The sequence below is a fragment of the Algoriphagus locisalis genome, assembly GCF_900116615.1.
GTDB classification, from domain to species: domain Bacteria; phylum Bacteroidota; class Bacteroidia; order Cytophagales; family Cyclobacteriaceae; genus Algoriphagus; species Algoriphagus locisalis.
On record NZ_FPBF01000001.1, the window covers coordinates 510,556 to 525,538 of the forward strand.

10 protein-coding genes are annotated in these 14,983 nt (G+C 41.6%); 7 read left to right on the forward strand and 3 right to left on the reverse strand.

Annotation, left to right across the window (positions count from 1 at the left end):
* Positions 1–14 precede the first annotated feature (14 nt).
* The 4 genes from cysD to BM386_RS02250 all read left to right on the forward strand — a co-directional run bounded on the left by cysD (position 15) and on the right by BM386_RS02250 (position 4,979).
* Positions 15–920, forward strand: a complete 906-nt coding sequence (gene cysD, locus BM386_RS02235) for a sulfate adenylyltransferase subunit CysD (protein ID WP_091691430.1) — start codon at positions 15–17, stop codon at positions 918–920.
* A 344-nt stretch (positions 921–1,264) separates the two neighbouring features.
* The gene (cysN, locus tag BM386_RS02240) at positions 1,265–2,536 is read left to right on the forward strand and encodes a sulfate adenylyltransferase subunit CysN (protein WP_280140996.1); all 1,272 of its coding nucleotides are present in this window, start codon (positions 1,265–1,267) and stop codon (positions 2,534–2,536) included.
* 124 nt (positions 2,537–2,660) lie between these two features.
* Positions 2,661–3,422 (forward strand): 3'(2'),5'-bisphosphate nucleotidase CysQ, encoded by a 762-nt coding sequence (cysQ, locus tag BM386_RS02245; protein ID WP_091691924.1) that lies wholly within the window; start codon positions 2,661–2,663, stop codon positions 3,420–3,422.
* Between the two features lie 399 nt (positions 3,423–3,821).
* The gene (locus BM386_RS02250) at positions 3,822–4,979 is read left to right on the forward strand and encodes a glycosyltransferase family 4 protein (protein ID WP_091691432.1); all 1,158 of its coding nucleotides are present in this window, start codon (positions 3,822–3,824) and stop codon (positions 4,977–4,979) included.
* A 1,379-nt stretch (positions 4,980–6,358) separates the two neighbouring features.
* Here the strand turns inward: BM386_RS02250 and BM386_RS02255 are convergent.
* Together BM386_RS02255 and BM386_RS02260 are read right to left on the reverse strand one after the other, a co-directional pair.
* Positions 6,359–6,814 (reverse strand): HAD domain-containing protein, encoded by a 456-nt coding sequence (locus BM386_RS02255; protein WP_091691433.1) that lies wholly within the window; start codon positions 6,812–6,814, stop codon positions 6,359–6,361.
* Positions 6,815–6,823: 9 nt separating this feature from the next.
* A complete protein-coding gene (locus tag BM386_RS02260) occupies positions 6,824–7,102 on the reverse strand; it encodes a hypothetical protein (RefSeq protein WP_211482875.1) in 279 nt (92 codons plus the stop codon).
* Between the two features lie 400 nt (positions 7,103–7,502).
* On the opposite strand from BM386_RS02260, the gene BM386_RS02265 reads away from it, so the two are divergent.
* The gene (locus BM386_RS02265) at positions 7,503–8,309 is read left to right on the forward strand and encodes a HEPN domain-containing protein (RefSeq protein ID WP_170857010.1); all 807 of its coding nucleotides are present in this window, start codon (positions 7,503–7,505) and stop codon (positions 8,307–8,309) included.
* A gap of 5 nt (positions 8,310–8,314) precedes the next feature.
* On the opposite strand, the gene BM386_RS02270 is transcribed toward BM386_RS02265, so the two are convergent.
* A complete protein-coding gene (locus BM386_RS02270; RefSeq protein WP_170857011.1) occupies positions 8,315–8,944 on the reverse strand; it encodes a helix-turn-helix domain-containing protein in 630 nt (209 codons plus the stop codon).
* Between the two features lie 801 nt (positions 8,945–9,745).
* Between BM386_RS02270 and BM386_RS02275 the strand changes: the two genes are divergently transcribed.
* Together BM386_RS02275 and BM386_RS02280 are read left to right on the forward strand one after the other, a co-directional pair.
* Positions 9,746–11,443 (forward strand): TlpA family protein disulfide reductase, encoded by a 1,698-nt coding sequence (locus tag BM386_RS02275; protein WP_091691925.1) that lies wholly within the window; start codon positions 9,746–9,748, stop codon positions 11,441–11,443.
* A gap of 247 nt (positions 11,444–11,690) precedes the next feature.
* Positions 11,691–14,861: a SusC/RagA family TonB-linked outer membrane protein gene (locus BM386_RS02280; RefSeq protein ID WP_170857012.1), complete on the forward strand. Its 3,171-nt coding sequence runs from the start codon at positions 11,691–11,693 to the stop codon at positions 14,859–14,861.
* The last annotated feature ends 122 nt before the right edge of the window (positions 14,862–14,983 follow it).

Sequence of the window (14,983 nt, forward strand, 5' to 3'; positions counted from 1 at the left end):
CAGAAAATATCACAATGGGACAATATTATTTATCACATCTTAAAGAGCTGGAAGCAGAGGCAATTTTCATCATACGTGAAGTTGTATCACAGTTTGAAAAACCAGCACTTCTATTTTCAGGAGGAAAAGACAGTATTTTGTTAGCGCATTTAGCTAAAAAGGCATTTTATCCTGCGAAAATTCCATTTCCATTAATCCACATTGATACCGGTCATAATTTTCCGGAAACGCTGGAGTTTCGTGATGCGCTAGTGAAAGAATTGGGAGTGCAATTGGTAGTAGGATCCGTTCAAGAAAGCATAGATAAAGGTAGAGTAAGAGAGGAAACCGGAGTAAATGCCAGTAGAAATGCACTTCAAACGGTTACCTTATTGGATACACTAGAAGACCTGAAGATTGATGCCGCCATGGGTGGTGCCAGGAGAGATGAGGAGAAAGCCAGAGCCAAGGAACGCTTTTTCTCCCATAGAGATGAGTTTGGGCAATGGGATCCTAAAAACCAAAGACCGGAACTATGGAACCTCTTTAATGGAAGAAAGCATCATGGAGAACATTTCAGAGTATTTCCTATTTCCAATTGGACTGAAATGGATGTTTGGCAATATATCAAAGAAGAGAATATTGCGTTGCCATCTTTGTACTTTTCTCATGAAAGAGAGTGCATAGTGAGAGATGAGGTGATATTAGCTAAATCAGAATACCTTCCATTAAAAGAGGGTGAAGAGATCCAAAAGTTGATCGTTCGCTATAGAACCTGTGGCGATATGCCTATAACAGGAGCAGTTCTTTCAGATGCGGATACCTTGGAGTTGATTATTGAGGAAGTAGCTACCACCAGAACTACCGAGCGTGGCACCCGAGCTGATGATAAGCGGGGAGAAACTGCGATGGAGGATAGAAAAAAGGCGGGGTATTTTTAACCAATTGTACCAAGTACAATGTACAAAGTACCAAGTAAATCCAACTGAATTCATACCGTCATTGCGAGGAGCTATCCACAATGATTTTTCATAAAAGGAAACTTTAAAAGCTCCGAAGCAATCTCAATAAAAAATATACCATCGATTTGATCCTGAGTATCGGGAGAAGCAATTTTGGAAATGCATTTGTAGTCATTTCGACCAAAGGGAGAAATCTCTAGGAGTATTTATAAGAGATAGATTTCTCCTCGTTCCTCGTCGAAATGACTCCCTAATAAATTTCAGCAATTAATAAAAGACTGCCGCGGCTCGTACCTCGCCTCGCAGTGACGTTCAAACAAAAGATTTTACATAAAATGTCCATACAAGAAAATAATCAATTACTAAGATTCACTACTGCCGGTTCCGTAGATGACGGAAAAAGTACACTGATAGGCAGACTACTATACGACTCAAAATCCATATTTGAAGATCAAATTGAGGCAGTAAAAACTTCCTCGGAAAAGAAAGGTTTTGACTATGTGGATTTATCTCTATTAACCGATGGATTGAAGTCAGAACGGGAGCAGGGAATCACTATTGATGTGGCCTACAGATACTTTGCCACTCCTAAAAGAAAGTTTATTATCGCGGATACTCCTGGTCATACGCAGTACACCAGAAACATGGTTACAGGGGCTTCTACAGCAAACCTGGCCATTATATTGGTAGATGCAAGAAAGGGGTTGCTGGAACAGACGTATAGACATTCCTTTATAGCATCCCTTTTAAAAATACCTCATGTGGTGGTATGTGTTAATAAAATGGATTTGGTGGATTATTCTGAGGAAGTTTACAATAAAATCGTAGCAGATTACGAAGCTTTTTCCTCAAAACTGGATATCAAAGACGTTCAGTTTGTGCCTATTTCAGCTTTGAAAGGTGATAATGTGGTTGATAGATCTACTAACATGGCATGGTATGAGGGATCGACTCTGTTATATCATTTGGAGCATGTGCATATCGCATCTGATTTTAATCACATAGACTGTAGATTCCCGGTTCAGATGGTAATCCGTCCCCATACCTTAGGATTTCAGGATTTTAGAGGTTATGCCGGTAGAATCGATGGCGGGATTTTTAAGCCAGGGGATGAGGTTAAGGTTTTGCCATCAGGATTTTCAAGTAAAATCAAGTCTATAGAGTTGAATGGTGAGCCAATTTCGGAAGCCTATGCACCTATGTCAGTGACCATGACTTTGGAGGATGAGATTGATATTTCCAGAGGAGATATGATTGTTAGACCAAATAATCAACCGGCTGTAGAGCAGGATCTTGAAGTAATGGTTTGCTGGATGAATCAGAAGTCCCTTCAAACCCGCACCAAATTGATTCTGAAGCATACAACTAAGGAATGCCAGGCTATGATCAAAGATATTCAATACAAAGTAGATGTGAATACACTCCATAGAATAGAGGATATCTCTGAAATAGGGATGAATGATATTGCCAGAGTTTCTATCAGAACGGCTCAACCTGTGTTTATCGATCCTTACAGAAAGAATAGAATGACTGGTTCAGTTATTTTGATTGATCCAAATACCAATGAGACAGTTGGTGCTGGGATGATTATATGAGAATCAAGATTTTAGATTCTAAAATCAAGACTTTTAATTCAATTAATAAAACACGAATTTACCTCTCAACAATTCCCCCTTTAAAAGGGGGATAGGGGGATTTAATAGCAAGATTTTGAATAAAATTAATATAAAAGAACTTACCTCTATAGCTAAAGAAGCCTCTTTAATAGCTGGAAAAGCTATCCTTGAAATTTACAATTCAGCTGATTTTGGAGTAGAAATGAAAGGAGATAATTCACCTTTGACCAAAGCTGATCAAGCCGCACACCATGTTATTGTAGATTGTCTAGAGAAAACCGGTTTGCCTATTCTTTCTGAGGAAGGAAAAGATATTTCTTATGAAGAGCGTAAAAATTGGGATTATTTCTGGATGGTGGATCCTTTGGATGGAACCAAAGAATTTATCAAGAAGAACGGTGAATTTACAGTTAACATCGCTTTGATTCACCAAGGGAAACCAATCCTTGGAGTAGTCTATGCTCCAGTATTAAAATGGTTGTATTGGGGAAATGATGAAGATGGGGCTTGGAAACAAGAATCTGATAAAGCTGCTTTTAAGCTTGAACAATCAAGAGTTTCTGAAGTAAAAATCATAGTAGCAAGTCGATCTCACCTAAGTAAAGAAACCCAGGACTTTATAGATCAGTATCCCAATACGGAGGTCATTTCAATGGGCTCATCTTTAAAACTCATGCTAGTCGCAGAAGGTAGAGCGCAAGTTTACCCAAGATTTGCACCAACGATGGAATGGGATACTGCAGCTGCTCATGGTGTTGTTTTGGCATCTGGGGGAGAAGTAAAGAAGTGGCCAGAGAAATCGGCTCTTGAGTATAATAAGGAAAACCTGCTGAACCCTTGGTTTATTTGTGCCTCTGCAAGTTGAATATTGGTGTAAAACTCCCTGAAATGAGGAGAAATCCCACATGGGCTTATTTGATGCTTTTTTAAATTAGTTAATATGTATATCCGCTTTTCTAGCATTAAAGAGGCAAACGCTATGTAAGATAGATTAAATTTAACAAATGAGGCCGCTTCGGTCTTCGGTCATCGGTCTTCCGACCAGATTAGCAAAGATTTTAAGGCTACTGGCATAATTGAGAATAATCATATTAGTTAATTTTATCAACCTATTTTTCCCATTTATATACAAGAATTTTGATTTTAAATTGAAAGCCTACTTGTTTTTAATGCAATAAATACATCATAATTTTATAAATTCATGAACGGCAAGTCATTTGCTTTAAATTTTTTATAAATTTGAAATAATTTAAACTACCAACTTATGTTTTTCATACTCGCTGCACTTACTGCCTTTACGGTAGGCTTTTTAGTGACTCCTATCTTGATCAAGTTTCTTCGGAAGATGAAATTGGGAGATACCCCTGGAGGTAGGAAAATCCACAAATCCTTTATCCCTTCTATGGGAGGAATAAGTTTCGTAGCTGCTGTCACGGTAGCACTCGCTATCTGGGGCTGGCAGTATCCCCTTCCTGATATACGCTACCTGCTAGGAGCGATCTGCTTGATGTTTTTTGTCGGATTGCGGGATGATCTGGTGGAGATGAAGGCCACACACAAAATTCTGGGGCAGCTGATTGCCGTGGTATTGGTGATTGGAGCATCTGATATTCGGATCAAGGATTTTCATGGTTTTCTGGGGCTAGGAGAGCTCAATCTGTATGTTAGCTATGCATTCTCTGCCTTCACCTTATTGGCCCTCACCAATGCTTTTAACCTTATAGATGGCTTAGATGGTCTTGCCAGTACTATGGCGGCTATTGTGTTTTCTTGTCTTGGGGTATGGTTTCTATATCAGGGACTTGAGAGCTATGCTTTGATCAGCTTTACCTTCTTGGGTGCTATCCTTGCTTTTTTGGTGTACAACTGGCATCCCGCCAAGATCTTTATGGGAGACACGGGTTCCCTTACTTTGGGCTTTACCATGGGGGCTTTGGTGATGGCGTTTATGGAAGTGAATCAAGCTTTGCCCATTGGAAATGTCTGGAAATTTGAGCCTTCCTTTTCGGCAGGAGTTGCCCTATTGATGTTTCCTCTTTACGATATGGGCCGGGTATTCACTAGACGTATTTCCCAAGGGAAAGGCCCGATGACTCCGGACAAGTCCCATGTGCATCACTTTCTGATGAGAATGGGATTCACCCACGATAAGGTGACGTTAATTCTAGCATCCCTACAGATTTCAATTATTGTCTTGGTATTTGTATTCAAGGACTTCTCGGATAATATCGTGCTGCCGCTGATAGTAGGAGTGGCCATTATCCTGGGTATGAGACTGGATGCAATTACCGTAAAATATGTAAAAAAGAAAGTGGCTGTTCAGCCTAGAGTATTAGAAATAAGGGAATTAAAGAAAACACAGAGTAAGAAAGTGAAGCTGAAAAACAAGTCCTTCCAAAGCTCCGAGATCAATCTGAATTAGGAGCTAATTCCTGCAGGTTAGTGGTAAGAGATTTATTTCTTAATAGTTTGCTTTATACTAATCAGCTAAAAGTAAACTTATAAAATAGTAGAAAACGAAAGGCTAGTCTAAATCTTAGGCTAGCCTTTCGTTTTTTTGGTTTAAGAACCATCTGGTCACAATTTGCACAATCTGGTCTAAGTCTCCTGACCTGTCTGCAGCCAGGCAGGCTTAGATCTAGGGTAATGCAGTCTTCAGACTGCTCATTTACAACTCCGAAATTTTTCAATTTTACACCCAACACCCGCTAACACCTAACCCATATTCTCCAATCTCCATTCCCAACTAATTTCAAATTGACCCTAGCTTTAGATGCTTCACTTCCCAAAATCCCCCTTTACCTTTACATTTCTTTTGAAAAACATTGCCCTGATCAAAGGGGGCTAGGGGGATTTGTCATTCTGCCAACCCTTATTTCAGCTACGCGACATTTGCAATGTCGATTAACAAACCGTAGGATTTTTAATCCGTGTCACCCAACCGCCAACGGCAAACTCACTATTAAAAATTTCCCGTTTCCATCCTCCTGTACACATCTTCATTTCCAGACGATACTCAAGGTCAGGCATGTCCCGGTGAGATTAGCGATATCGGGAAGGCAATGGCTTTTTGTCTTTTTTGACCTACTTCGTTCCTCAGGTCTCCACCCTAGGCTACAATAATTCCGCGCCTACAGCGCTTTGGCAAATATTGGAACCAGAGATCTGGTCTGGTCTGAGTCTTCAGACTCCATCGTGGTAAGTGTCATAGACCATTTGGATATCTGGTCCAAGTCACCATCTGGTCTAAGTCCCCTGACTTAGGCCTAGGATAATGCAGTCTTCAGACTGCCAACCGCCAACGTTACTCCTTTTTTAGCTTTTAGCCCAAGAAAATTTCCATAAACTCTATAGTGGTGAATCAATATTCGTCCTTTTCGATCTTAGGGAAGTCAACTTCCGCCCTCGGAATAAAAAATCCTTTGATACAATTCTGGTTTCGAACACATACCTGTATATGACTTTTTTCAAAAAGTCCTGCCCCTTCAAATGCTGGACCACCTTCTGTAAAAACACCAAAGCGACAGAAACGATAAAATTATGTTAAAAGCCGAACCGCTAACAGACATATGTTTAAAGGCGGGTGACATGGTTAACTGAACATTCCTCCTCGCATCAACTTTTGTGGAGTATTGATCCCATAAGTGTAAACTCCGAAATCAACCGCTGGGGAAGGTGTAAAAAAAACCTTCCAGATTTTTCTCCTGGAAGGGCTTATTCGCACTTGACTATGCAATGATTTTCAAAATCAACTATTTGGAATTTGTCAAAGTCAGATCTTTTTGGAACAGGACAATAACCTTAAGCCATTTCCAATTCCAAGCCCTCAACTTCCTGGAGATTTTCTCTAGTTAAGCCTACTAGAGGACTTGTAACGACAAGATGTTTTTTTAAATCCTTCGGCAGGCCATATAGGGTCTTATCATCATCGATGATTACAAAGTTTTCAGGCCTCGAATGGGTTGCAAACCATTCCAGAATTTCATCCTTTCGTTTTTTAAGCCCATGAGAGGAGGGGAATTTGTCAAGCTTATTAATCTCTATCCCTCTTCGTCGGAATAATTGTTTCCACTCGGTTAAGGTAAATCGATCCCTGTGACTTGTGCTCAAGATGATCTTAGTATCCTCAGTAAGTAATGAATTTAAGCTCTTTACTGCATTTTCTAAGAACATAGGAAATCCGTCTTCCAGAGTTTCCGGAACTTTCCAGATCGCACCTGAAACCATTACGCCATCTATGTCTAAGAAAATCAACATTTTGTAAATCTAATTTATAGTATCGAGCTTAGCAAGTAGTTCTTCCAAACTCATGTCATTATACCTTGCGTCTTCTTTATTCAAATACCTGATTTTAGCTTCGGTATCCCAATCATCTTCAACTAATTCAACGTTTTGCCATTCAATAAGTTCCTTCGCGGCTGTCTTAATCCCGGGTACTTGATCTACTGGGAAATTAGCCAGCCTGGAAGCAAGATATCTATGGTGTCCATTGAGGATTATATCCTTATCTACTTGGATACTACCAAATCTTAGATTAAGCCTCATTTTTTTATAAATTCGCTCAATGACAGGAAGACTTAGTGTTTTGTGGCTAGATAACAAATCAAGCTCTTCAGCCTTAATCAATTCCAGAAGTTGGGCCTTTAGATTCAAATCAGTCTAGTTTTATTTGATTAATCACTTCACCCAAAAAGTATCTCCATCTACAAATTTGTGAATCTTATATGGTCCATATCGTTCTTGGGCGAAGAGTAGTGTGGATGCAGAGAATAAGATGATTAGGGCTAGAAGAAATTTCCTCATGGCAGTAAAACAGGTTGCACTATCAATTTAATAAGAAAACTCGAATCAATATTGGTCTAGCTACCATTTTTATTACTTTTAGGATATGGATTATGTGAATAAACTGTCATTCCTACCCAAAGAAAAGCTAGTTCAGTTAGATATGGCTAAAGAGCTGATTCTAAAAAAGATCGACAATGTTAGTAAGATTATTTTGTATGGAAGTTATGCAAAAGGGACTTGGGTTCAGGATAAGAAAAGTTTTGATGGGCTTGAGTATGAGTATGTCAGTGACTATGATGTCTTAGTGGTAGTACCATCCTTGGAGGAAAAGGAATACATTCTTGAAGATAAGATTGTTAATGGGTGGAAATTACCAACGTTTTTGGCTCCTGACGTTCGAAGTATAGATTACATTAACTATGAACTGGAGAATGGCAACTATTTTTTTGAAGAGGTACTCAGAGAAGGGGTGGTGCTTTTTGACGATAAAAACACCTCTTTTAAACCGTATAAAGCATCTTTAAATGGAGAACAGAGTGTTGCTAGTAAGTATTTCGAAAAGAGTATGAAAAATGCTAAGGAGTTTGAATCTGCAGCAAAAAATGCAATAAAAAACTCTAACATCAGTATTGCAACATTTATGCTTCATCAAGCGGCAGAAAATTACTACTCAGCAATATTACTTGTGTTTTCTGGTTATAAGCCTAAGGTTCATAACCTTAAGTTACTTAGAGAAAGAGCAAAAGAATATTCTGAACAGCTCTATTTTTTATTTCGGCCACATGAAAAAAATCCTGAAGAAACTAAGTTATTCTCCCTTTTAAAGCGTGGGTACGTAGAGGCAAGATACCATGCTACATTTGAGATTAGTCCAGAGGAAATAATTCAACTTTCGACTAGGATACAAACAATGAGGAATATAGTTTCTATCCTTTGTCAGGATCGAATAAAGAGTTTAAGTAATTGAAAGGATTAATTTTTGATTCTGTATAGGTATCGGTTTTTTCTCTTTGAAGAAGGTGTGCGGACAAGTTCGTTTTTAATAACTAAAGATTTCAAAGCTATAGACACTGAGGTGCTTTTTAAGTCAATCTTGAATAGTTCACTACATTTTGATACGATTTCTGAAACAGTACGATTATCTTTTAAAAAGTCGGATTCATCCATTAGGCGACGTAAATATGTTAAATTACTCTTACTAGATACGTGGTCAACTTTTCGAAATTCGGTGTTTAACTTTAAAGGAAATTTGAAGTCATGTAATTGGGCAGGAGTATAACCTAGCTTCACTGCTATTGCAATTATCATTTCATGAGAGGGTATATTCTCAGCATTTTCAATTCGGTAAATTTGTTTGGGATCAACACCTCCTATTAGTGCCGCTAAATCTATAGGATCTAGGTTTCTTGCCTTTCTAAGTTTCCTTAGATTTTCCCCGAATGCTATTCTGTATTCTTTATAATTATCCTTCACTATGGCAATGTTGCCTTGAAGTGAAATAAAATTAATGTCAAATTTGACATTAATAAAAACTATTATTATGTTTGGAATAAGTGAATACGTCTCTTTACTGATGCCTGAGAACAACAGCGTTAGAGACAATGAAAGGTTTTCAAGTATTTGATCATTTGATGAAATTGAGGGTTGGGACTCCTTTAGTCTCAACCGGCATCTCAGGCCTCAGTACAGGCTGGAGTCCCGCCCTCGATATGTCAAGTTCTAGAGGTATCCGTTTCGGGTGCTATGGCGAATGCTTGGAGCATCTTCAAGTAATAGATTTAATTACTTCAGTAAGCTCTTTTGAATTGCTATTCAGAAGAAAGCCCAAGAATCCGATCTAAGGATTCATTATTAAGACCGTGAAAGGGGAGATGCACATCCCTGAGCAGATCGGTTACTACACACTCACGTCAGCAAGCTTAGAATAGCCGGTAGCGCTGACACATTACATCTTATTATTAATTAATGCTGGTTCGACGGGCTCACCACAAGTGGTTGGTCGGATAGACCGAGGTGGAATTACTATGTCTTGTGGGAAGTATCAAGTAGCAGGTATCAAGTAGCAAGTAGGGGAGTGCTCACTTCAGTATTCAGAATTCATCATTCGACATTTACTATTAAAATGATGGATTTGCTTGAAGAAGAGATTTCTCCTCGTCCCTCGTCGAAATGACTCGGAAATGCGACTGAGATTGCTTCTCCCGATTCTCGGGATAGCAATGACGGTAACATTGACGACTGATCACTTCGACTGAGACTGCCGCGGCTCGTACCTCGCCTTCCTCCTTCGGCGGACAGGCGCAGTGAAGGTGCACACTTCGGTCTTCCGTCTCCTGTCTTCGGTCCCTCTTCACCGCACTTCCGTCTTCGGTCTCCGGTCTTCCAGCTTAAAACAAAAAGCACATGAAAAAAAACATACTCATCTGCTTAGTGGGACTGCTATGTCTTCCCACAAGCACTCTCACTGCACAAGTTGCTGATTCACCTCCGGGGCAGAATTTGGTTTATAGCCTCGGAAATCCAGGGCAGGAGAGCGAAAGCTCTTCTGCCTCAGTGGGGGAGCAAGCTCCTGTAGTGATCTATGGGGAGATTATTAATCCGGATTCACTGAGTCCCCTGAAGATTTCAGTTACACCTTACTATCTCAGCAGGAGCTCCAGATTCAAAAAATCCCATTTTACGCCTGATCTGAATCGGGGAACTTTCTGGGATGGTGTGCTGGATCCCAGGGTGCAAAAGTTTGCCCTCGAAATACCCGATCTCTTGCGGCCTGCCTATATCAGCCTCAAGGTAGGGGAAAAAGAACTGCTGGATAACTACCTTGTTTTTCCTCATGACAGCCTGAAAATTGACATCGATTTGATGGATATGCAGCTGGTATTCGGAGGCCCCAGTCAGGCCTTCTTTGAAGTGCAATACCAGCTTCATAGACTCCAAAAAACAAAGCAATTCAACTCTCCAAGTAAGGTTGTATTAGGTTCTGCTGAGAAGCTGCTGTCTCAGAAGGATTATAGAGCCCAATGGGAAGCAAACAACAAGCTATTCGGATCAAGACTGGAATTTGAGAAGTTGGATGTCTCTTCATTTAATGACTTGCTTGAAGAAATTGAATTTAGGGGAGATGCCATCGACGAAGAGCTGGAATTGCTGCTGGGGATGGAGAGGAGTCTTACCCCATCCCAGTCAGAACTTCTGACACTGGAGCTATATGCAGGATATTACCATGACCTGCTTCACAGACTTTACCTTTCTTATTATTCCAGATTGCCCAGCCTGTATGATACAGAAGAATTGCCTGTGATCTATGGGAGGATCAATCAGCTGATGAAGGATATCGCGCTTAAGGACTTCTCAGTATCTGCAAAGCTGGTCTCAGCCAACTGGCTCAATCAGGAAATGGATAGACTGACTCTGATCTCACTTACCGAACACAAACCCTTTCTACAGATAGCACAGGAGCAACACGACTCAGAATTGCTGGATAGGGTGGGCGCGGCTTTTCTGACGCAGAATCTCAGCCGTTACCCCGATCCTGCCAAGCTGATCAGGGATTACCTGCCGGAAGTTTCCAGGAATGTCTGGACCGATAAAATAGCAAGCCTGAAATCAGCCACAGTACCGGGGGAAAAACTCATTTCCCTGACCTTTGAAAAGCTGAACGGGGATACGGTCAGTACAGATGAACTCAGCGGCCAGCCAGTACTGCTTTACTTCTACTTTTCTACCTGCATACACAGCGCACATTATTTTCAGGACTTGCTTTATCCACTCTATGAAAGTAAGGCTAAGTCACTGGGAGTAGAGCTTGTTGCCGTTTCTGTGGATGAGGACACAACGCTCTGGCACAATCAGCTGGAAGCGTATTCCCATCCGGAGATTACCAACCTCAGGCTTTCCGCTGAAGAGAAAGAAAAGTGGAGAGCCTACTACGAGATAGCAAGTTTTCCCCGCACATTCTTTTTGGATGCAGATGGAACCATCCGCTCTTTCGGCCTTACACGGGAGAGTTACCAGGCATTTGAGCAGGAATTTACTGAACTCTACTCGGAGATCCAGCATAGAAACACCCCAGACACTTTACCTAAATCAATCAGCAAATGAAATCGAGCATGACGAATACGTCACACACTGGGATGATTATAAACCATGCGAGATTCCATCTGACCTTTTAAAAAAAATTATATGTATATCCGCTTTTCTGCCAGTAAAGAGACTAAAGCATTATAGGATTTGGTCAACCCTAGCATTGAGGCTACTTCGGTCATCCGTCATCGGTCTTCAAGCCAATAAACCATGGAAAATATGGTTACTGGCATCATTGCGGATAATCAGAAAAAATTATAAACAGATGAAAAAACTACTATTAATCTGGCTTGGGATTTTATTGGCTGGTGCAGCCATAGCCCAGCAAACCCGCACAATCAGCGGCATTGTCAAAGATGAGAAGCAGGGAATTCCCCTGCCTGGAGTAAATGTAATTTTGAAGGGAAGCTCCCTCGGTACGATAAGTAATCTGGACGGTGAATTCACTCTGGAATTGCCTGCAGAAGCTGGCATCCTGAGTTTTTCCTATATAGGTTACCTCAGTAAGGAAGTTTTGCTTGATGAGGAGTCAGATGGCACGCTGGAAGTTATCCTGGAAGAAGATATGCTCAGCCTACAGGCGTTTGAAGTCGTGTCCACAGGTTTTCAGGAGCTTTCCCCCGAGCGGACGACAGGTTCATTTTCAAAGTTGAATGAGAAATTGGTCAAACGCCGTGTCAGTACCGATATTTTGGACCGTCTGGAAGATGTGACGCCAGGACTTCTCGTGACCCGGGATATATCAGGTGCGGATGCTGAACCCAGTATTAACATCAGGGGAACCAGCACAATCAGATCTGACAGTCAGCCACTGATCGTGATTGATAACCTGGCCTATGATGGCCCTCTGTCAAGTATCAACCCAAATGATGTGGAAAGCATGACCGTGCTCAAAGATGCCGCTGCTGCCTCTATATGGGGAGCCAGAGCCGGGAACGGGGTAATTGTCATCACCACCAAAAAGGGGAAGGAGGGATCGGCGCTTCAGGTTTCCTTGAATGTCAATGCGAACTGGGGCGAAAAACAGGATGCCTTTTATCTCCCCAAAATGTCAGTTGCCTCTTTAATTGATAAAGAACAGCGTCTGTTCGGGACTGGTTATTACGACGGGCAGATCAACTCAAGCCAGAAGCCTAGACTCAGTCCGGCAGTGGAGTCACTTAACCAATACAGGGCAGGATTGATCTCATCCGGAGAATTACAAAACCTTCTGGATGAGTATAGTATGCAGGATGTCAGATCGGACTTGGAACAATACTTTTACCGCCCTTCACTGAATCAGCAGTATTCTTTGGGCATCAGAGGAGGCTCGGAAAACTATACCTATGCATTCTCCACAGGATGGGATTCCAACAAGGGCAGCAGGGTTACTGATTACAACTCCCGTTTTACCCTTTCTTCCAATCAAACCTGGAGTCTGCTTGACAAGAAACTAAAACTAGGTGCTGCCACATATTATACGATTAGCCAGTCTGAATCAGCACTGCCCGACATCAATAATTTCTATGCCTATGACAGGCTGGCCGATGAATCGGGAAGCCCGCTGGTAGTATCCAGAACCTACAGTGAGCGCTTTAAAGAGTCTGTCAGAAATACAGGCCTTCTGAATTGGGACTATGTGCCTTTGGATGAAATCGGCCTTAGCCCTGAGCGGGCAAAAGGCACTGACTTACGTTTAAATGCCAGATTGGACTATCAGTTGATGCCGGGTCTAAACCTGAATGGCTTCTACCAATACTGGTCTAATATAGCTGGAAACTCCTTCCTTCAGCCTGTAGAATCCTATACTACCCGCGAGTTGATAAACAATTTCTCAGCATATGATGATTCAGGAGTACTGATTCAGAACATTCCGGCAGGGGGTATTTTGGATCAGGGTCAAAGTGCTGCGCATAGTCATACATTCAGGGGACAGCTTACCTATGATGGCAGGTTTGGTGAATACCATCAGCTGAATATGCTGGCTGGAATGGAGGTCAAAGACCAACAGGGTAAGGGCAGCACGTACAGATCATATGGGTACGATGACCTGATCGGGCTAAGTCAGCCGGTTAGCTACGGCATACGTTACAGGCAGTTTGCTACAGGCTTCCAGTCCAGCATACCCTTTAGGGAAAGTTATTCAGGTACAGTGAATCATTTCGCTTCAGGTTTTATGAATTTAGGCTACAGCTACAGGGAAAAATACCTGTTCACCGGAAGTGCCAGAGTGGACAAGTCCAACCTTTTTGGGGTGAATACAAACCAAAAAACGGTACCGCTTTGGTCTGCCGGGATAGGATGGATTATATCAGAAGAGGATTTCATAGGGGCCTCCTGGATATCTTTTCTGAAATTCAGAGCCACTTATGGATACAATGGGAATACCAACAGCAGAGCCACAGCATTTACCACAGGCAGGTATTTCAGTGCAGGCTCCAACAGGCTGGTGGGAGAACCTTTTCTGGGTAATTTGACTGCTCCCAATCCTGAACTCAGGTGGGAAAGGATCAAAATTGTAAATCTTGGGTTAGACTATGAATTTGTTAAGGGGAAGTGGTTTGGCACCCTGGAATATTACAGCAAGCAAGGGCTGGATTTACTCGGAGAACAGGCGCTGTTTCCTTCCACTGGCTTTTACTCAGCGACGCTGAATTATGCTTCCACTGCTACAAAAGGGGTAGATCTTAGTTTGAATTCCCGACATACATTTGGAGACTTTGCCTGGACCGGCTCATTTTATTACAGCTATGTGGATGAGCGGGTGACAGACTTTCAGAATGAACCTACTTCATCCCAGATTATGAGTTCACAGCCTGGAGCCGAGGTACCGGTAAAGGACAGACCCCTGTATTATGTCTATTCTTACCCCTGGGCAGGATTGAATCAGGACACCGGTGCCCCCATGGGCTTTCTGGAAGGAACCCCAAGCGAAGATTACCAAAGTCTGTTGCAGATTCCGGAGGACCAATTGATTTATCATGGAAGTTCCAGACCTACCAGTTTCGGAGCTTTGAGAAACACCTTTGATTATAATGGATGGAGTCTTTCGTTCAATATATCCTATAGGCTTGGCTATTATTTCAGAGATCTCTCGGTTAATTATAACAATGTGAATTTTGGACAGCAGGATCATGCAGATTATGAAATGCGCTGGCAGAATCCCGGGGATCAGACCCAAATCCCATCAGATCCCCAAAAGATAGATGCTCCACGTAATCTGTTTTACCTGAGAAGTTCTGCCTTGGTAGAAAAGGGTGATAATATCCGGTTGCAGGATGTGCGCCTCTCTTACACCTTTGATGGCAGCATCAAAAGGATCAGTACTATGGAGCTGTACGCCTACGCAAATAATCTGGGGATCATCTGGAAATCCACTAAAAGGGATCTGGATCCGGATTACCGTTTTAATCAAGCACTTAAGACGCTCGCTTTAGGATTAAGAATAGCATTTTAACCAATCTACAAAGGGTAAAAGGTTACTTCTCCTCCTTCATTATTCAGAAGATAGAATCCTCTCGGGTTTAGGAGACTTTTCCGGAAGATCATATCTACCACCCTTTAGTTTTAAACTCACCG

Excerpts from the sequence above, each read along its gene's own strand:
- cysD (WP_091691430.1), top strand. The coding sequence starts at position 15 with ATGGGACAATATTATTTATCACATCTTAAAGAGCTGGAAGCAGAGGCA.
- BM386_RS02250 (WP_091691432.1), top strand. The coding sequence starts at position 3,822 with ATGTTTTTCATACTCGCTGCACTTACTGCCTTTACGGTAGGCTTTTTA.
- BM386_RS02255 (WP_091691433.1), bottom strand. The coding sequence starts at position 6,814 with ATGTTGATTTTCTTAGACATAGATGGCGTAATGGTTTCAGGTGCGATC.
- BM386_RS02260 (WP_211482875.1), bottom strand. The coding sequence starts at position 7,102 with ATGAGGCTTAATCTAAGATTTGGTAGTATCCAAGTAGATAAGGATATA.
- BM386_RS02265 (WP_170857010.1), top strand. The coding sequence starts at position 7,503 with ATGGCTAAAGAGCTGATTCTAAAAAAGATCGACAATGTTAGTAAGATT.
- BM386_RS02275 (WP_091691925.1), top strand. The coding sequence starts at position 9,746 with ATGAAAAAAAACATACTCATCTGCTTAGTGGGACTGCTATGTCTTCCC.
- BM386_RS02280 (WP_170857012.1), top strand. The coding sequence starts at position 11,691 with ATGAAAAAACTACTATTAATCTGGCTTGGGATTTTATTGGCTGGTGCA.